The organism is Nakamurella endophytica (genome assembly GCF_014646215.1).
GTDB classification, from domain to species: domain Bacteria; phylum Actinomycetota; class Actinomycetes; order Mycobacteriales; family Nakamurellaceae; genus Nakamurella; species Nakamurella endophytica.
The window spans coordinates 317,055-334,133 of sequence record NZ_BMNA01000002.1 but is presented as its reverse complement, the minus strand read 5'-3'; the positions used below and the strand labels follow the sequence as shown (position 1 = coordinate 334,133).

Here is a 17,079-nt window from a genome sequence, read left to right as displayed (position 1 = left end):
CTCCGAGCGGCGGCTCAGCCCACCGACGACGCCGCCCGCCGGTCGCCGACCGCCGGCCGCTGCCGGTCGGACCCCACCGCGAAGGCCACCGCGACGGCGAGCGCGGCCGCCACCGGCAGCACCCAGCCGGGGTCGTGCATTGCCCAGCACGCGGCCGCCCCGGCCAGGCAGCCGGCGAGGAAACCCGCGATCAGCGGCCAGGTCCGCCGCCAGGCCGCCCGGTCCGCGGACGCCTGCCCGGGCCGGCCGACCAGCACCCGGATGCCGGACACGGTGGCCTCGACGACGTTGCCGGTCATCACGGCCGTGGACGGCGACGCGGTGAACGCCACGTGCAGCAGCGCGTTCTGCACGGCCATCGCCGCGACGGCCAGCAGCCCGGTGACGATCGCGGCCGCGCCGTGCGGCGACGCCGACGCGTCGAACACCGTCGACACCGTCCCGGCCGCGGCGAGGAACACGCACTGGGCCGCCAGCAGCGGGGTGACCCACCAGCTCGGCGGCCGCGCCGACCGGGCCGCCAGCGCGGTGACGACCGCGGCGATCGCCACGAAGAACGGGACCGCCAGCACCGTGGTGGCGCCCACGGGTCGGCCGGTCGCCAGGTCGGCCGCCAGCACGACGAGGTTGCCGGTGATGTGGGCGCTGAAGACGCCGCCCAGCAGGACGAACGTCGTGACGTCGGTCAACCCCGCGACGATGCTCAGCAGCAGCGGCAGCCGAGCGAGCCAGGGACCCGGTGCGGCGACGGAGCTCTCGCCGCTCATCGCGTCGGCCCCGGGCCGGTGGCGTGCCACGCCACCCGGTCGACGGCGACGGCCAGGATGAAACCGATGGCCATGGCGGCGACGGTCAGCAGCGCCACGGTGGAGTCGTTCATCACACCCTGCACCAGCTGCTGGGCCCGCTGACCCGACGCGTCCTGCAGCATGGCCAGGCCCGCCACCGTCCGGAAGACCAGCAGGCCGGGCATCAGTGACACCACGGACGCGAAACCGACGGCGGAGAAAGGGACCTGGAACCGCCGGCACACCGGCAGCAGCACCAGGCCGGCGACCAGGCAGGCCAGACCGGCGGCGAGGTAGGACTCGAGGTGCCAGTGCTCGATCGCGACCCAGCGCAGGGCGTGCACCGCAGCGCCCACGACCAGCGGCCACACCAGGATCCGCAGCGGCGCCGAGTAGAAGACGCCGTAGCAGACGGCCACCACGCCGGCGGCGGCCGCGTCGAGCCACAGCGGCACGTCGCGGCCCGCCGGGTCCAGCACGAGGTCCGCCCCGCCGGCGGTCAGTCCGACGACGAGCCCCGCGCCGATGGCCAGCAGGGTGATGGTGGCGAACGCGAGTCGCGCGATGCCCAGCGGTATCCGGATGCCGGCCAGGTCGAACGAGCCGTTGAGCAGGTGCGGTCCGGGCACCAGCACCATGCACGGGCAGACCGCCGCCAGGCGCAGCGGCGAACTGAGGTCCGCGTCGACCGCCAGCGCGCCGATCAGCCCGGCCAGCAGCGCGGCGAGGCCGGCCTGCCAGAAGTTGGATCCGCCGAACCGCGCGACCGCGCGGCGCAGGAACGCCCCGCCCCCGGCCGCCACCGCGATCAGGGCGACGGCCTCCCAGTGGTCCACGCCGAAGATCACGGCCAGGCAGGCGGCACCGACCGCGCAGGCGGCCGCGAAGAGCCAGACGTTCGCCGGCGGCAGCGCCCGCGCGGTATCCACGGCGGCGCGGGCCTGCGGCAGGGACAGCCGCCCGGCGGCGAACCGGTTGACCGCGTCGTCGACAGCCATCACCCGGTTCATCCCGATCGCCGTCGGCGGCGCGGAGAAGCTGCGGTCCACCGACCGCCCCGCCCGGTCGGTGTAGCGGAGCGACGACTCCGTCCAGCCCAGGGTGACCGCGACGCGTCCTCCGGCCGACCGCGCCAGCTGTCCGGCACGGTCGACGACGCGGTCGGATCCGGCCCCGTTGGCGTACAGGCCCGCCACGGCCGCGGCGACCAGATCGGCCTCCGCGTCCGTGGTCGCCGGGGTGGTCGGCGCGGTGGTCGTCGCGGTGGTCGCCCGGGTGGTCGGCGCGGTGGTCGGCGCGGCGGCCGCCGGCACGCCGGTCGGCGTGCCGGCGCGACCGCCGGGCATCAGGCGCCTTGGACGCCGTGACCGACGAGGTTCGCCGGCACGACGATCGAGTCGAACTGCTCCTCGGTGACGTGACCGGACGCCAGCGCCGCCTCCTTGAGCGTCTGGTCGTCGGCCAGCGCGTTCTCGGCGATGTGCGCGGCGTTCTGGTAGCCGATCACCGGGCTGAGAGCGGTCACCAGCATCAGGCTCTCGCCGACGTAGCTGTCGATCTTCTTGCGGTTCAGCTCCGTGCCGGACACCGAGTACTTCACGAACTTCTCGATGCCGTCGCCGAGGATCCGGGCCGAGTGGAGGAAGTTGTTGATGATCACCGGCCGCATGGCGTTCAGCTCGAAATTGCCCTGCGATCCGGAGAAGGCGATCGCGGCGTCGTCGCCGAGCACCTGGATGCTGATCATCACCATGGCCTCGCACTGGGTCGGGTTGACCTTGCCCGGCATGATCGAGGAGCCCGGCTCGTTCTGCGGCAGCAGGAGTTCGGCGAAGCCGGTGCGCGGACCCGACGCGAGCCACCGCATGTCGTTGGCCACCTTCATCAGCGCGACCGCGAGCCCGCGCAGCGCCGCGCTGGCCCGGACCATGGCGTCCAGGGAGCCCTGCGCCATGAACTTGTTCGGGGCCGTCCGGAACCTCTTGCCGGTGAGCTCGGCGATGGTGAGTGCGATGTCCTCGCTGAAGCCCTCCGGAGCGTTCAGGCCGGTGCCCACGGCGGTGCCGCCGGCCGCCAGCTCGAGCAGACCCTCACGGCTGTGCTCGATCTCGTCGATGCAGGCGCGGATCTGCGCGGCCCAGCCGGACCACTCCTGGCCGACGGTCAGCGGGACGGCGTCCTCGAGGTGGGTGCGGCCGATCTTGACGACGTCCATCCACTGCGTCGCCTTGCGCTCGAGCTCGTCCGCGAGCGCGGTCACCCGCGGCAGCAGCCGGGAGTCGATCTCGGTGATGGCCGCGATGTGCATGGCGGTGGGGAAGGTGTCGTTGCTGGACTGGCCCATGTTGACGTCGTCGTTCGGGCCGACCGGGTGCTGCGTGCCGAGCGTGCCGCCCAGCAACTGGATGGCACGGTTGGAGATGACCTCGTTGACGTTCATGTTGCTCTGCGTCCCGGAGCCGGTTTGCCAGACGAAGAGCGGGTAGTCGTCGTCGAGCTGGCCGGCGATGGTCTCCTCGGCCGCCTGGATGATCGCCTTGGCCTTCCACTCGGGAAGCCGGCCTGCGGCGTTGTTGACGATTGCGGCGGCCTTCTTGACGTACCCGTAGGCCTGGTAGACCTCCTTGGGCATGTGGTCGCCGCCGATGGAGAAGTGCACCAGGGACCGCTGGGTCTGCGCTCCCCAGTAGCGGTCGGCCGGGACGTCGACGGTGCCCATGCTGTCGAACTCCGACCGGGTGCCGGTGGCGTCGAGTCCGATCGGCACGTCACGCAGCGTGGGCGGCGCCTCGGCGGCCTCAGGCGCGGCGGCGTGGTCGATCTGTGCGGTCATCGGTGGAGGGCCTTTCGCTGTCTGGTCGCTGCGGTGGGGGCGCCCGGGACCGGTCTGGCTCGCTCCGGTGGGTATCGGGCGGTGGGGACGGACGTGCGGGGTGCGGGTGTCGCTGCCGATCGAGGTGGCGGGAGGAGCGCGCCGGCGGGACCGGCGGTGGGACCACGGGCAGTACCGCGGAGCGTCCGTGCGGGGCGCGCCGACCAGGCGAGAGTAACAGCACACTGCGTGCTCGCGTGAGTACTTTGCGCAACCATTCCGGGATCGCCCGCAGCTCGACGGTGCGACCGCGGGCGCCGGGACGGGGCACCGTTGACAGGGGCGCCGGCCAGGCGGGAGCGGTGCCGGTCGGGGACCCGGTCGCGCCTGCCGGGTGTCCGTCCTGCGCTGCCCGCCGCCGCCTCTACGCTCGGCCGGTGGGGGGCCGCCTGCTCGAGCTGGTGACGCCGTCCCGGCTCGGCCCCGGTTTCCGGTGGCTGCTGCCGTCGTCGTGGGTGTCGAACCTCGGGGACGGGATCGCGCTGGCCGCCGGGCCGCTGCTGGTGCGGTCCCTGACGGACAACGCCGTGCTGGTGGCGTCCGCGGCGACCCTGCAGTGGTTGCCGCCGCTGCTCTTCGCCGCCGTGGCCGGTGCGCTGGCCGACCGCTGGGACCGGCGGCGCATCGTCGTCACGGTCGACCTGTGCCGGACCGCGGTGCTCGCCGGGCTGACCGTGGTGGTGCTCCTCGGGCAGGCGACGGTCGCGGTGGTGCTGGCGTTCCTCTTCGTCCTGGCCACCGCCGAGGTGTTCGCGGACACCACCACGCAGACCCTGCTCCCCATGCTGGTGCGGCGGGAGGACCTGGCCGTCGCGAACTTCCGGCTGCAGACCGGGTTCGTGACGGTGAACCAACTGGCCGGGCCACCGCTGGGCGCGGCGCTGTTCGCGGCCGGGGCGGCATGGCCGTTCGGCACGCAGGCCGCGCTGGTCGCACTGGCCGTCGGACTGGTGGCCAGGATCCGCCTGCCGCGCCACGGCCCCGGCGGCGGCCCGCCGACGAAGCTGCATCACGACATCGCCGAGGGCGTGCGCTGGGCGGTCCGCCACCCGGCCGTCCGCACCCTGGTGGTCACCATCGCGATCTTCAACGTCACGTTCGGGGCGGCCTGGTCGGTGCTCGTGCTGTACGCGACCGAACGGCTGCGCCTGGGCGCCGTGGGGTTCGGGCTGATCACCACGGTCGGCGCCGTCGGCGGCCTGGTCGGCACCGTCTGCTACGGCTGGCTGACCCGGCGGGTGTCGCTCGGCGACCTCCTGCGTGTCGGGCTGATCGTCGAGACCTGCACGCACCTGCTGCTGGCCCTGACCACCACCGCCTGGGTGGCGTTGCCGGTGTTCTTCGTCTTCGGCGCCCACGCCTTCGTCTGGGGCACTACGTCGGTCACCGTCCGGCAGCGGGCCGTCCCCGGCCGGCTGCAGGGCCGCATCGGCAGCGTCAACATGGTCGGCACGTACGGCGGCCTCGTCGTCGGGTCCAGCCTGGGCGGCCCGCTGGCCGAGCACTGGGGGGTGACGGCGCCGTTCTGGTTCGCCTTCGGCGGGTCCGCGGTCTTCGTCGTGCTGATCTGGCGGCAGCTGCGCCACGTGTCGCACGGGGACCGGTCGGCGGACCCGGTCGAGCGGGACGGCGACGCCCGGGCAGCGCCGGCCGGATGACCGCCTGCCCAGGTGGGGCTACCCGCCGGTCCGCTGCACCCGGGCCCCGGCGCGCAGCGCCCTGGGGATCTCGGCGACGGCGTCGACCTGCCGGGTCAGCGCCTGCACCCGGTCCGGCGGGGCGGGGGAGTCGACCTCGACCTGGTACTCGATGCCGGTCGAGTGCCAGTCCGGGTCGAAGGCTCCCGAGGCGGTGACCCGCACCCCGTCGACCGCGACGCCGAGAGCCGCGGCCTCGCGGTAGACGTCGTTCAGCACGCATCCCGCAGCGGCCAGGTGCAGCAGGTGCGCGCCGGTGAACGGGGCCTGCACGGTGACGCCCTCCGCCGTCCAGCGGTGCGGGAAATGCACGGCCTCGGCGGCGGTGCTGCGCAGGCTGCCGGCGCCCACGCTGACCCCGAACGTGTCCATCGGGCGATCGTGGCACGGCCGGGTCGCACCGGCAGCGCACCGGCGGCGTCCTGCCGGGATCGGGTCGCCGGTCCTGCCTCCGGCCGCGACGGATCGTCGGTCAGCCGGCGGGCTTCTCGGCGATCAGCTGGACGAGGTTGCCGCAGGTGTCGTCGAGGACGGCGACCACCGCCATCCCGACGTCGGTGGGCGGCTGGGTGAACACGACGCCCTGCGCGGTCAGCCGCGCGTGCTCGGCGTGGACGTCGGCGACGGCGAACTGGGCCAGCGGGATGCCGTCGGCCATCAGGGCGTCCCGGTACGGCTGCACCGCCGGGTGCCCGGCCGGCTCCAGCAACAGCTCGGGGCCGTCGGGCGACTCGGGCGAGACGACGGTGAGCCAGGAGTGCTCGCCGAGCGGGACGTTGCGGTGCTCGACGAACCCCAGGACGTCGGTGTAGAAGCGCAGCGCCGCCTTTTGGTCGTCCACGAACACGCTCGTCAGGGCGATCCTCATGGATCCGTCCTCTCTGTGGTGGGCCACCGCGCGGTGATCTGCGCGAGCGGCGCGGTGTCGAAGTAGTGGTGCTTGGCGCGGCCGCGCCGCTCCGCCCGGACCAGCCCGGCCGACTGCAGCACCTCGAGGTGCTGCGAGATCGCCTGCCGGGTCAGCGTCCGGCCGTGGCGGGCGAGCAGCAGCGTGCAGATCTCGAAGAGCGTCCGGCCGTCACGCACCGACAGTTCGTCGAGGATCAGACGTCTGGTCTCGTCGTCGAGCGCACGGAACACGTCGACCACGACCCCACTATAGGCAAGTGGCGACTTGCCTATCAAGACCCTGCCGGTGGCGGGACGAGCGGGGTCGCCGCCGGGGTGGGCGGGGGCAGTCCCGCGGCGCGGCGGAAGAGCAGGACCGACAGGGCACCGAGCCCGGCGCCGGTCAGCGCCAGCACCGGCGGCGCGGCGACGAGCAGCTCGCGGCCGCCGAGGAACGCGCCGCCTGCGATGCCGACGTTGAACGTCGCGTTGACCACGGCCGTCGCCGCGTCGGGGAACCGCGGGGAGGCCGTCAGGGCCACCGACTGGATCAGCGTCGGCAGCGCGCCGAAGGCCAGGCCCCAGCCGAGGACGGCGGCGACCGCGCCGCCGATCGTGCCCCAGACCGCCAGCACCAGCAGCGACGCCGAGAGCACCAGGACGGCCGACTGCAGGCCGGCGCGCGGGTGCCGGTCCGCCACCACTCCGGCCAGCACCAGCCCGACGACGCCGGCCGCCCCGTACCCGAAGAGCACCAGGCCGACGTCGTACAGGTCGACACCGCGGTGCAGCAGCAGGGGACTGATGTAGGTGTACGGGGTGTAGTGGCCGAGGGTGACGACGACGACCGCGGCCGCCACCAGCTGCATCGGCCGGCGGCGCAGCACGTCCCGCATCGGTGCCGGGCCGGTCCCGGACCGGGCCGGCCCGTCGGCCGGAACGACGAGCAGCGCCACCACGGCGAGCAGCAGCAGGACGGCGGCACAGCAGGCGAACGCCCACCGCCACCCGAGGGCCGTCCCGACCGCCGTGCCCAGCGGGATGCCGGCCGCCAGTCCCAGCGCGTTGCCCGCGCTGACGATGGCGACAGCCCGGCCCGCCCGCTCGGTCGGCACCATGCTGATCGCCGCCGCGAAGACGACCGAGAAGAACCCGGCGTGCGCGACCCCGCCGAGCAGGCGGGCGACGAGAGCGGTCCAGAAGTCGCCCGCCGCCGCGGTGGCCGCGTTGGCCGCCGCGTAGCCGAGCAGCAACACGCAGAGCACCCGGCGCCGCGGCCACCGGACGGTGAGGGCCGTGAGCGGGATCGAGGTCGCGGCCACCACGACCGCGTAGCCGGACACCAGCAGACCGGTGCGCGACTCGTCGGTGCCCAGACCCCGACCGATCACCGGTAGCAGGCCCACCGGCAGCACCTCGGTGGTGATGGCGAAGAAGACGCAGGCAGCCATGACCGCCAGCGCCGCGACCGGGAGCCGGCTGCCGGTCACCGGTGCACGCCCCGGACGACGGCGGTGCCGGTCGCCGCGGTGCGGCCGGCCGCACCGGCCCGGCTGCGGCGCGGGTCCGGCGCCGTCCCGTGCACCGCCACGACCGGTCGTGGGGCAGGGGCGGCCGGGGTCATGCCGAGCATGATCACCCTGGCGGGTGCGCGGGCGGGCGGCGGCCCCTCCGCGGGCTTCCGCCAGCCCGGCGGATGCGCCCGCGGCCGGCCGCGCAGGCAAGGCCGGCGGCCGGCCCGGGCGACGGGTCAGGCCGGCCGGGAGACGACCAGGACGGCCAGCCGCCAGGCGAACCACGGCTCCGGCGGCTGCCCGGCGACGGCCCGGGCGAGGTGGTCGTCGAACAGCGCGGTGGCGACCGCCGCCCGCCGCGCCGGGTCCACGGCCCGCAGCAGGGCCGGCCCGAAGGAGACCCGCAGTGCGGCGGCGACCGTCGCGCCGTAGTCGCCGAGCCTGGCACCGGCGGTGTCCTGCGTCTGCTCCCAGATCGGGTCGCCGAGGTCCACCAGATCCAGGCTCTCCAGCACCAGCGGCGAGTCCGCGAACGGGGCCCGCCACTCGTCGGCTGTCCGGTACCAGGCCGGCACGACCATGGCGTCCACTTCGTCCTGGGTCAGCAGCCCGCTGCGGACCAGCCGCCGCAGCCCGGTGGCGAGCTCGGTCATGGCGCGCTCGGCCCCGGCGCCGCGGGTCGGCCCGTCGCCGCGCGCGGCACCGACGACGACGACCAGCCGTGCTCCGGGCAGCATCTCGGCGGAGCGGAGGCGCAGGAACCGTGCCCAGTCCTCCGCCGCGGCCCGGCTCCAGACCGCCTGCTGGTCCGCGTCGCCGCCGGCGGGCCAGAACCCCTGCAGTGGGCCGGGGACCGTGCTGAGCCAGTGCAGTGCGATGGAGCTCCAGCCGAGACCGACCGTGGCGTCCGGCATCAGCCGTTCGAAGTGCGACCGGCCGACGGCGGCGCTGAACACACCTGGACGCCGGTAGCTCGCCGGGTCCTCGTCGACGGTGCGGAACAGCGCGGTCCAGTCGTTGTCCGCGAGGTCGGCATGGAACACCCAGACCTGCTGCGACACCCCGTACCGGCCGCGGAGGGCGTCGACCGCGGTCGCGACCGGCCGCAGCGAATTGCGACCCTGCGAGGCGCCGTAGTCCACGACGGTGACGGTGCCGCCGGGACCGCGCGGCGCGGTGGCCGCCGCCGCGGCGAGGTGGTGCAGGCCGAACACCGCGGACGCCGCCTGTGCCGAGGCGTTCCGGTTGTACCGCCCGCCACCCTCCATGGCGCTGGTCATGGGCGCACCTCCCCAGGCGACCGGGACGGTGCCGTCACGGCCGGGCCGCGCCGTCCGGCAGCGGTGTCCGCGGCCGGGACCCCCTGCGTGAGCACGGTGCGCCGCCAGATCGGCAGCAGCACAACAGGATCACAGGCACGGACGTTCGGCCCAGCGGCACGGCCACCGGATCGGACTCCACCGGACCAGCCACGACCTGCGTCAGTAGCTCTGCTGGATGATCTCGACGACCTTGCCGACGTCGTCATTGGCCGCGAACACCCCCTGGATGTCGGTGTAGACGCTGTTGGTGCTGATCACCGCGAAGGCCAGGTGCCGGCCGGCCTTGGTGTCGATGTACCCGCCGAGAGCCTTGGCCGGCAGCAGCAATCGGTCGTTGAACAGGTCGCCGGCCCCGAGGGTGCCGGTCTTGGCGAAGACCTTGCCCTTGGCGGGGCCCTTCGACTGGACGAGCGCCAGCGAGCCGTCGACGCCCAGGACGGGCAGGGTGGCCTTCCACCGGGCGGCGTCGGGCCGCTTGGCCATGATGGTCTCCAGCTGGACCTGGTTGTCGGCGGTGATCAGGTTGCCGGGCAGGCCCGAACCGTCGATGAGCACCGCACCCGTGGGGTCGAGTCCGGCGCGGCGCCAGATCTCGGCGGCCCTGGCCAGCCCGGCCTCGCACTTGGTACTCCCGGCCTGGACGGCGAGCAGGCAGATGAAGGTCTCCGCCCCCAGGTTGTAACTGATCTTCAGGGTGTAGGTGGCTTCCTGGTCCAGCGACAGCGAGGTCAGCTTCGCCACCGCGGGCAGCGCCGCGACGGCCGCCTTGGCCGGGAGGCGCCCGCCGGGATTGTCCGCGACCGCCTTCGCGGCGACGCTGACGCCCTTGCGCTGCAGGGCTTCGATGAAGGCCGTCCGGGCGAACGTGGCCGGGTCCTTGAAGGCGTAGGTGTTGACCACCGGCGCGCTGTCCGCGGCGATGGTCCCGGTGAGCACCACCGTGCCCTCCCGCGGTGCGGTCACCGTGATCCCGGTGGGTTGCCCGGCCGGCACGGTCTTGACCTGGCTGGTGACGGTCCACGGTGCGACCTTCGGCCGCATCGCGACGGTGGCCACGGCGCCCACCCGGCCGGGCGTCGTGGTGAAGTCGATCAGGTTGTTGTTGATGACGATCGGGGTGACCGGGCCGTTCTCCAGCGCGTGCGGCTCCCAGAGCCGGTCGTCGACGACGACATCGCCCGAGACATGCCGGATCCCGGCGGAACGGACCTGGGCGGCGAGCTGGTCCAGGCCGGTGAGCGGGTCCTCCGGGGTCAGCGTGGCCCCGGGGATGGCGTTGGCGTCGTTGTGGTCCAGGTCGGTGAAGTCCACGGTGCCGTCCGGCTTGGTTCGCCCACCCATCGTCAGGTCGCCGGCGCCGACCAGGACGAGATCGCCCTGCAGGGTGTTCCCGACGATCCGGCCGGTCCGCTTGACCGGGGTGACGACGGTGTGGTCCGGGCCGAACTGCTGCCAGGCGGCGCCGACGCTGTAGGTCTTCACGACGGATCCGGGCTGGAACAGCTTGTCGGCGTTGTACGAGACGAAGGGCCGGCCGGAGTCCAGGTCCCGGACGGAGATCGCCCACTGGCCGGCCGTGTAGGGCGCCTTGTTCATCACCGCCAAGGCGGCGGGGTCGAGCCCGGGGATCGACGAGCCGGTCGTCCCGGCGCCGGACGTCGGCGTCCCGGCCGTCGAGGCGGCGCCGGTCGAGGACGCGCCGGTGGACGCGCTCGCGGACGTCGGCGTGGTGGCCGCGGTCGTGGCTGCGGTGGTGCCGCTCGCGCCCGCAGCGGCGCCGGAGGTCACAGACGTCGAGGTACCGGACGCCGAGGTGGTCGATTGCGCCGCCGATGTCGACGTGCACGCCGTGACGCATGCCAGGGCCAGCACGGTCGCCGTCCACGCGAGGGTGGCGCGTCGCCGCCGCGGCCGGACCGGGGTTGCCGACGGGGTACTGGGGCTCATGGGCGCTCCTCGGGTGGTGCGGGCGCGAGTCACCCTACGAGCGCATCGGCGTTCGGGCGATAGACCTGGGTCGCCACGTCGGGGCCGACGTACCTCGCGGCCATCCACCCTGGGACGACCTCCCGGCGTGCGCATGTTGCGGGACCGCCGGGAGGTCGTCTCGATGGGTCGGGCGACAGCTGCACCCTCGCGCTGCCGGTCCTGCCCGACGGGTGACCGCCCCGGCGGTCAGTCCGGACGGCCCCCGGGCTCGTCGAGCCGGAACAGGGCCCGGGCGTTGCCGGCGGTGAACCGGTCGCGGTCCTGCGGGGTCGGGAAGGCGGCCAGGAACCGTTCGATGTCCGCGCCGGACGGCCGCTGGAACGGGTAGTCGGTGGAGAACAGCAGCCGGTCCGGTGTGGTCACCTCGAGCGCGTGCCGCAGCAGCACCGGGTTGAGCATCCCGGAGCTGGTGATCCACACGTTGGTCCTGACGTACTCCGTCACCCGGCGCTCCAGACCCGCGACGCGGGAGAGACTGTCGGTCCGGTCGCCCCAGAACAGCAGGAGCTCGCCCCAGTGCCCGAGCACCAGCCGAAGGTCGGGGTGCCGGTCGAACGTGCCGCGGACGATGAGCCGCAGGGCGGCCAGCGCCGCCTCGAGGTGCCATCCCCAGCCGAAGGTCGACAGGGCCAGGTCGGTCAGGGCGTCGAAGCCGCTGTACGACGCCCGCCGCACCGCCGGGGGCGGGATCTGCGGGTGCAGGAAGACCGGCTGGCCCAGCCTGGCTGCGGTGGCCCAGAGGTCGTCGTACCGCGGATCGTCCAGCGGGACGTCGCCGCTGCGGCCGTAGACCATGGCCCCGACGAAGCCGGCGGCGGCCGTCCGCTCCAGTTCCGCCGCCGCGGCCGCCGGGTCGGGCGTCGGCAGGCAGGCCAGCGCCCGGAACCGCGACGGGTGCAGGCCGACGGCCTCGGCGGCGATGTCGTTGGCGCGCCGGCTCAGGGACACCGCCTCGCCGGCGTCGAGCGGCTGGGTGCCCGGCGGAGCCAGCGACAGGATCTGCAGGTCCACGCCCTGGGCGTCCATCGCCGCGAGCCGGCCGTCGCCGAGATCGTCGAGCCGCTCGAGGTTGTCGCCGATCTCGTCCAGGGCGACGCTCTCGTCCGCCCGGTCGCCCGGCAGCGCCTTGACCGCCGCCGTCAGCGCGGGCAGGTTCCAGTGCTCCTCGATCGCGATCAGCGCCATCGGACCTCCTGCAGGCGGGTGGGCGGGCAGCGCCGGGTTCCGGTCGGTGCCGCCCGCGGCCCGGGCGGCGTGGCGCCGGTGCGCGGTCGCCGCTCCCACCCTCGCACGCCGGCGTACCGGCCGGCCCGGGGCTACCCCGTCCCGGCCGTGGCCGCGGTCCGGGCGCGGACCCCGAGCCCGTCGATCCGGTGGCGGAGGTGGTCGGCGTGGGCCGGGTCGGTGGTCAGGTCGGCGGCCCGCCGCAGGGCCGCCGCGGCGTCCGCGGTGCGGCCGGCACGGACCAGGAGGTCGCCTCGGGCCGCCCACCACGGTTGGAAGCGCTCGACGTCCGTCTCGCCGGCCAGGCGGTCCAGCTCGGCCAGTCCCGCCACCGGACCGTCCGTCCGACCGATCACCACCGCGTGGGCCACCCCGGCGCCGGCGGTGGGCGCCAGCACCTGCAGCGCCGCGTACAGGGTGCGGAGCGCGGACCAGTCCGTGGCGCCGGTCCTGGCGCGGGCGCAGTGCACGGCGTGCACCGCCGCCTCGCACTGGAACCGGCCCAGCGGACCGGGTGTCGCGCGGCGCAGGTAGCTCTCGCCCTCGGCGATGAGTGCGGCGTCCCAGGTCGCCGGGTCCTGGTCCTCGAGCGGGAGATAGGTCGAGGGTGCGGCGCCGCGACGCCGGGCCCGGCTCAAGGTGATCAGCGCTGCCAGTCCCCAGGCCTCGGAGCGGTCCGGGAAGGCGGTGGCGAGACCGACGGCCAGCGGCGCCGCCTCGTCGGACAGGTCGATGGCGTAGCAGGCGTACACCGCCTCCAGCACGGGTGGCAGGCGCTCGGCGAGCCTGGCCCGCGAGGGGACGGCGAACGGGATGCGGGTGTCCCGGATGCGCCGCTTCGCCCGCACCAGCCGCTGGGCCATGGCGGCCGCGGGGACGCCGAACAGCGCGGCGATCCGCGACGCGTCGTACCCCAGGACGGTCTGCAGCATGAGCGGTGTCCGGACCGCGGGGTCGATCGCCGGGTGCGCGCAGACGAACAGGAGCTCCAGCGACCTGTCCGGGAGCGCGTCCGGGTCCAGCTCGTCGAGCGGGGACACGGCGTCCGCGCCGGCGAGTACGGCGGCGGCCAGCGGGGCGCACCGGCGGTGGGCCGCCGACCCCCAGACGTCCCGCTGGCGGTTGCGGGCGACGGTGAGCAGCCAGCCCTCCGGGTTGCCGGGGACCCCCTGGGTCGGCCAGGTCCGCAGTGCCTGCTCGAACGCGGCGGACAGGGTGTCCTCGGCGGTCGCGACGTCCCCGGTGGCGGCGGCGAGCAGGGCCAGCAGCCGGCCGTAGGAGGACCGGGCGGCCCGCTCGGCCGCCCGGTGCGCCGGGGCGGCCTCGGCGGTCACGGGTTCGGCTGCCACGCGCCGTCCGCCCAGTGGGTGGCGCCCGGCCGCACCTCGACGGCGCCCCACTCGATGGACGGCGCCCGTCGGGCCCACTCCAGCGCCGCGTCGAGGTCCGGCACGTCGAGGACGACGGTGCCGCCCAGCTGTTCCTTGGTGTCGGCGAAAGGACCGTCCTGCACGAGCAGCTCGCCGCCGGCGGCCCGCACGGTCGTGGTGCTCACCGACGGCTGCAGCACCTCGGTGGCGAGCAGGACGCCGGCCTGCTCCAGCGCCGCGCCGTAGGCGGCGAAGGCCCGCTGGCCCTCGGCCATGGCCGCCTCGCCGAGCTCGGTCGCGGGCATCTCGGGCCAGTGCAGCAGCAGGGTGTAGCGCATGGGTGCATCCTCTCCTCGCGGCGGGCCGTCCGCCCGGCTCCACGGGCATGACGATCCGGCCGGCCCCGGATCGACATCGGCACCCGATCGGCGGGCTCACCGGTCGGCACCTCGGTGCGGACTCCGTCGCGACCGCACGGTGCGAGTGCCGGCCCAGCACCGGGGCCGGCGGTGAGCGGTTGTCCGGCGGGATCAGGGCCGGAGGTTCTCCAGGTCCTCGAGCAGGCTCGGGTGGGTGGGCTGCCAACCCAGGACCTCGCGGGTGCGGGCACTGGAGGACGGCTGGTCCAGGGCGAAGATCGCGCCGAGCGGGCCGAAGTTCTCCTCCGGGGCGGACGCGACCGGCAGGCCCAGCCGGCGTCCGATGACCGTGGCGATGTCCCGGACGGTGTCGCCCTCGTCGGCCACGGCGTGCCACGCCGTGCCGGCCGGCGCGGCCTCCAGGGCGAGCCGGAACAGCACCGCGGCGTCCAGGGCGTGCACGGCCGGCCAGCGTTGGCTGCCGTCACCGGGGTACCCGGACACCCCGGTCGACCGGGCGAACCCGGTGAGCAGGCCGGCGAACCCGCCGTCGCCCCGGTTGTGCACGGTGCGCGGCATTCGGACCGCGGAGCTGCGGACGCCGCGGTCGGCCAGCCCCAGCACGGCCGTCACCGCGCGGCCGCGGCCGCCGACCAGCCCGTCGGTCGGCGCGGGGTCGTCCTCGGTGGACAGCCGGCCGGGTACCCACGGCGTCCCCGAGACGGTCACCAGCGGACGGCCGGTCCCGAGCAGAGCGTCGCCGAGGGCGCCCAGAGCCGCCGTCTCCTCGTCGACCGCCCTGGTCACCGCCTCCGCGGTGCTGAAGTCGTTGCGGAAGGCCAGGTGGATGACGCCGTCGGCCGCCGAGGCGGCGGACCGGAGGACCTCGACGTCCGCGAGCGACCCGCGGAGCACCTGGGCGCCGGCGGCCTGCAGGGCTCGGGACGAGGCCTCGGTGCGGGCCAGGCCCAGGACGGTGTGGCCGTGGGTGAGCAGTTCGGCGACCACGGCGGACCCGATGAGCCCGGTGCCACCGGTGACGAAGACGTGCACGGAGTTCTCCTCAGTGATGGGACTGTTGTCCCATCACTGTAGCAGCGATGGGACAACAGTCCCGCCATTAGGATCGGGGCATGGGCAGGTGGGAACCGGGAGCGCGGGAGCGGCTGGTGGCCGCCGCCGTCGACCTGTTCACCGAGCAGGGATACGACGCCACCACCGTCACGCAGATCGCGGAGCGGGCCGGGGTCACCAAGAGCACGTTCTTCCGGCTCTTCCCCGACAAGCGCGAACTCCTGGTCGCCGGGCAGGAGACGCTCAGCCGGTTGCTCGGGGAGGGGATCGCGGACGCCCCGGCCGATGCCGGGCCGTTGGCTGCCGTCGCCGACGGCCTGCGGCGCGCGTCCGGAGCGCTCGGTCCGGCGAACCGCGAACTCGGTCCGAGGTTGAAGGCGGCGATCGCCGCCAGCAGCGAGCTGCAGGAGCGGGACGCGCTCAAGACCGTGGGACTCGCCGCCGCGATGACCTCGGCCCTGCTGGCCAGGGGCGTGCCGGACGCCACGGCGCAGGTGGCGGGGGAGCTGGGCGTGCTGGCGTTCAAGCGTGGCTACGCCCGGTGGTCCGAGGGCAGCCGGGACACCGACGAGCCGCTCGAGCCGTACGCGCTGGCGGCACTGGACGAGTTGCGGGCGGCGAGCGCAGCGCTCAGGTGAGCCCTGCCGGGTCCACGCGCTGCGGATCGAGCCGGACGGCGCGGGACCGGCGCGGAGCCGACCGCGGTGCCGGGCCATGGAGCCAGGCCGAGTTCTTGACAGCGGCCCGACGATCCGAGCTCGCAACCGCGCAGGGCCACATCGGGGTCGGCGTCTCGTCGCCCGGCCGCGACTGCGACCCGCTCGCGGCCGGCTGAGCAGTCCCAGGGCCGGCTCCTGTCCGCCGGGCCGGCACTGGCCGGCCCTGCAGCGCCGCGAGCCCGGGACCCAGGTGAAGGTCCCGGGCTCGCGGGTGGAGGAGGTGTCGCCGCTCAGCCGGAGGCGAAGGCGGCGTCGAAGGCGGCGGTCGGCTTGTCGAACAGCTTCGACCGGACGAACTGCAGCGCCTCGGGTGCACCGACGAGCCGGTCCATACCGGCGTCCTCCCACTCCACCGAGATGGGCCCGTCGTACCCGATGGTGTTCAGCATCCGGAAGCACGCCTCCCACGGCACGTCACCGTGCCCGGTCGACACGAAGTCCCAGCCGCGCCGCGGGTCGGCCCAGGCCAGGTGCGAGCCCATCCGGCCGTTCCGGCCGTTGCCCACCTGCCGCTTGGCGTCCTTGCAGTCGACGTGGTAGATTCGGTCCTTGAAGTCCCACAGGAAGCCGACCGGGTCCAGGTCCTGCCACACGAAGTGGCTCGGGTCCCAGTTGAGCCCGAAGGCCGGCCGGTGGCCGATGGCGTCCAGCGCCGCCACGGTCGTCCAGTAGTCGTAAGCGATCTCGCTGGGGTGCACCTCGTGGGCGAACCGGACGCCCTCGGCGTCGAAGACGTCCAGGATCGGGTTCCAGCGGTCGGCGAAGTCCTGGTAGCCCGCGTCGACCAGGTCCTGCGACACCGGCGGGAACATGGCGACGTACTTCCAGATGGACGATCCGGTGAACCCCACGACGACGTCGACGCCCAGGCCGCGCGCCGCCCTGGCCGTCAGCTTCATCTCCTCGGCGGCCCGCTGCCGCACTCCCTCGGCCTCCCCGTCGCCCCAGATGCGGTCCGGGAGCATGCCGCGGTGCCGTGCGTCGATCGGGTCGTCGCAGACCGCCTGACCCTTGAGGTGGTTCGAGATGGCGAAGACCTGCAACCCGTACCTGTCCAGGATCTCCTTGCGCGACGCCAGGTAGCCGGGGTCCTCCGCCGCCTGCCACGGATCGAGGTGGTCGCCCCAGCAGGCGATCTCGAGGCCGTCGTAGCCCCAGCCGGAGGCCAGCCGCGCCACCTCCTCGAACGAGAGGTCGGCCCACTGGCCGGTGAAGAGAGTGATCGGTCGTGTCACTGGGTGTGCTCCATCCTCGTCGCCGCCC

The 17,079-nt window shown here is 74.5% G+C and carries 17 protein-coding genes; 2 read left to right on the top strand and 15 right to left on the bottom strand.

Annotated features, from left to right (window positions below; all coding sequences use genetic code 11):
• Positions 1-14: 14 nt before the first annotated feature.
• The 3 genes from IEY37_RS05075 to fumC are packed head-to-tail and all read right to left on the bottom strand — an operon-like array spanning position 15 to position 3,621.
• Positions 15-767, bottom strand: coding sequence for a YoaK family protein (locus tag IEY37_RS05075; RefSeq protein WP_188940429.1), 753 nt, complete (start codon positions 765-767; stop codon positions 15-17).
• Entirely contained in the window at positions 764-2,134 is a 1,371-nt protein-coding gene (locus IEY37_RS05070; protein ID WP_188940428.1) for a threonine/serine exporter family protein, read from the bottom strand. The genes IEY37_RS05075 and IEY37_RS05070 overlap by 4 nt, the downstream gene beginning before the upstream one ends.
• Positions 2,134-3,621 (bottom strand): class II fumarate hydratase, encoded by a 1,488-nt coding sequence (fumC, locus tag IEY37_RS05065; protein ID WP_188940427.1) that lies wholly within the window; start codon positions 3,619-3,621, stop codon positions 2,134-2,136. Before fumC ends, IEY37_RS05070 begins: the two co-directional genes overlap by 1 nt.
• A gap of 416 nt (positions 3,622-4,037) precedes the next feature.
• On the opposite strand from fumC, the gene IEY37_RS05060 reads away from it, so the two are divergent.
• Complete coding sequence (locus IEY37_RS05060; RefSeq protein ID WP_188940426.1) at positions 4,038-5,318, top strand: MFS transporter; 1,281 nt, start codon at positions 4,038-4,040, stop codon at positions 5,316-5,318.
• Positions 5,319-5,336: 18 nt separating this feature from the next.
• Here the strand turns inward: IEY37_RS05060 and IEY37_RS05055 are convergent, their stop codons facing one another.
• From IEY37_RS05055 to IEY37_RS05005, 11 genes are all read right to left on the bottom strand, one after another.
• Positions 5,337-5,729: an OsmC family protein gene (locus tag IEY37_RS05055; RefSeq protein ID WP_188940425.1), complete on the bottom strand. Its 393-nt coding sequence runs from the start codon at positions 5,727-5,729 to the stop codon at positions 5,337-5,339.
• 100 nt (positions 5,730-5,829) lie between these two features.
• The gene (locus IEY37_RS05050; protein ID WP_188940424.1) at positions 5,830-6,225 is read right to left on the bottom strand and encodes a VOC family protein; all 396 of its coding nucleotides are present in this window, start codon (positions 6,223-6,225) and stop codon (positions 5,830-5,832) included.
• Positions 6,222-6,506, bottom strand: a complete 285-nt coding sequence (locus tag IEY37_RS05045; RefSeq protein ID WP_188940423.1) for an ArsR/SmtB family transcription factor — start codon at positions 6,504-6,506, stop codon at positions 6,222-6,224. Before IEY37_RS05045 ends, IEY37_RS05050 begins: the two co-directional genes overlap by 4 nt.
• A gap of 32 nt (positions 6,507-6,538) precedes the next feature.
• Positions 6,539-7,735 (bottom strand): MFS transporter, encoded by a 1,197-nt coding sequence (locus IEY37_RS05040; protein WP_188940422.1) that lies wholly within the window; start codon positions 7,733-7,735, stop codon positions 6,539-6,541.
• A complete protein-coding gene (locus tag IEY37_RS05035; RefSeq protein WP_188940421.1) occupies positions 7,732-7,869 on the bottom strand; it encodes a hypothetical protein in 138 nt (45 codons plus the stop codon). The genes IEY37_RS05040 and IEY37_RS05035 overlap by 4 nt, the downstream gene beginning before the upstream one ends.
• A gap of 126 nt (positions 7,870-7,995) precedes the next feature.
• The gene (locus IEY37_RS05030; protein WP_188940420.1) at positions 7,996-9,039 is read right to left on the bottom strand and encodes a class I SAM-dependent methyltransferase; all 1,044 of its coding nucleotides are present in this window, start codon (positions 9,037-9,039) and stop codon (positions 7,996-7,998) included.
• 201 nt (positions 9,040-9,240) lie between these two features.
• Positions 9,241-11,028 (bottom strand): D-alanyl-D-alanine carboxypeptidase/D-alanyl-D-alanine endopeptidase, encoded by a 1,788-nt coding sequence (gene dacB / locus IEY37_RS05025; protein ID WP_188940419.1) that lies wholly within the window; start codon positions 11,026-11,028, stop codon positions 9,241-9,243.
• A 228-nt stretch (positions 11,029-11,256) separates the two neighbouring features.
• A complete protein-coding gene (locus IEY37_RS05020) occupies positions 11,257-12,255 on the bottom strand; it encodes an amidohydrolase family protein (RefSeq protein ID WP_188940418.1) in 999 nt (332 codons plus the stop codon).
• A 131-nt stretch (positions 12,256-12,386) separates the two neighbouring features.
• The gene (locus IEY37_RS05015; protein ID WP_229673894.1) at positions 12,387-13,643 is read right to left on the bottom strand and encodes an RNA polymerase sigma factor; all 1,257 of its coding nucleotides are present in this window, start codon (positions 13,641-13,643) and stop codon (positions 12,387-12,389) included.
• Positions 13,625-14,002 (bottom strand): YciI family protein, encoded by a 378-nt coding sequence (locus tag IEY37_RS05010; RefSeq protein ID WP_188940417.1) that lies wholly within the window; start codon positions 14,000-14,002, stop codon positions 13,625-13,627. Before IEY37_RS05010 ends, IEY37_RS05015 begins: the two co-directional genes overlap by 19 nt.
• A gap of 192 nt (positions 14,003-14,194) precedes the next feature.
• Entirely contained in the window at positions 14,195-15,076 is an 882-nt protein-coding gene (locus tag IEY37_RS05005) for an SDR family oxidoreductase (RefSeq protein WP_188940416.1), read from the bottom strand.
• An 80-nt stretch (positions 15,077-15,156) separates the two neighbouring features.
• Between IEY37_RS05005 and IEY37_RS05000 the strand changes: the two genes are divergently transcribed.
• Positions 15,157-15,735, top strand: a complete 579-nt coding sequence (locus IEY37_RS05000) for a TetR/AcrR family transcriptional regulator (RefSeq protein WP_188940415.1) — start codon at positions 15,157-15,159, stop codon at positions 15,733-15,735.
• Between the two features lie 311 nt (positions 15,736-16,046).
• Here IEY37_RS05000 and IEY37_RS04995 read toward each other — a convergent pair whose 3' ends face one another.
• Positions 16,047-17,051, bottom strand: a complete 1,005-nt coding sequence (locus IEY37_RS04995) for a sugar phosphate isomerase/epimerase family protein (RefSeq protein WP_188940414.1) — start codon at positions 17,049-17,051, stop codon at positions 16,047-16,049.
• Positions 17,052-17,079 lie beyond the last annotated feature (28 nt).

Excerpts from the sequence above, each read along its gene's own strand:
- IEY37_RS05075 (WP_188940429.1), bottom strand. The coding sequence starts at position 767 with ATGAGCGGCGAGAGCTCCGTCGCCGCACCGGGTCCCTGGCTCGCTCGG.
- IEY37_RS05070 (WP_188940428.1), bottom strand. The coding sequence starts at position 2,134 with ATGCCCGGCGGTCGCGCCGGCACGCCGACCGGCGTGCCGGCGGCCGCC.
- fumC (WP_188940427.1), bottom strand. The coding sequence starts at position 3,621 with ATGACCGCACAGATCGACCACGCCGCCGCGCCTGAGGCCGCCGAGGCG.
- IEY37_RS05055 (WP_188940425.1), bottom strand. The coding sequence starts at position 5,729 with ATGGACACGTTCGGGGTCAGCGTGGGCGCCGGCAGCCTGCGCAGCACC.
- IEY37_RS05050 (WP_188940424.1), bottom strand. The coding sequence starts at position 6,225 with ATGAGGATCGCCCTGACGAGCGTGTTCGTGGACGACCAAAAGGCGGCG.
- IEY37_RS05035 (WP_188940421.1), bottom strand. The coding sequence starts at position 7,869 with ATGACCCCGGCCGCCCCTGCCCCACGACCGGTCGTGGCGGTGCACGGG.
- IEY37_RS05030 (WP_188940420.1), bottom strand. The coding sequence starts at position 9,039 with ATGACCAGCGCCATGGAGGGTGGCGGGCGGTACAACCGGAACGCCTCG.
- dacB (WP_188940419.1), bottom strand. The coding sequence starts at position 11,028 with ATGAGCCCCAGTACCCCGTCGGCAACCCCGGTCCGGCCGCGGCGGCGA.
- IEY37_RS05020 (WP_188940418.1), bottom strand. The coding sequence starts at position 12,255 with ATGGCGCTGATCGCGATCGAGGAGCACTGGAACCTGCCCGCGCTGACG.
- IEY37_RS05010 (WP_188940417.1), bottom strand. The coding sequence starts at position 14,002 with ATGCGCTACACCCTGCTGCTGCACTGGCCCGAGATGCCCGCGACCGAG.
- IEY37_RS05000 (WP_188940415.1), top strand. The coding sequence starts at position 15,157 with ATGGGCAGGTGGGAACCGGGAGCGCGGGAGCGGCTGGTGGCCGCCGCC.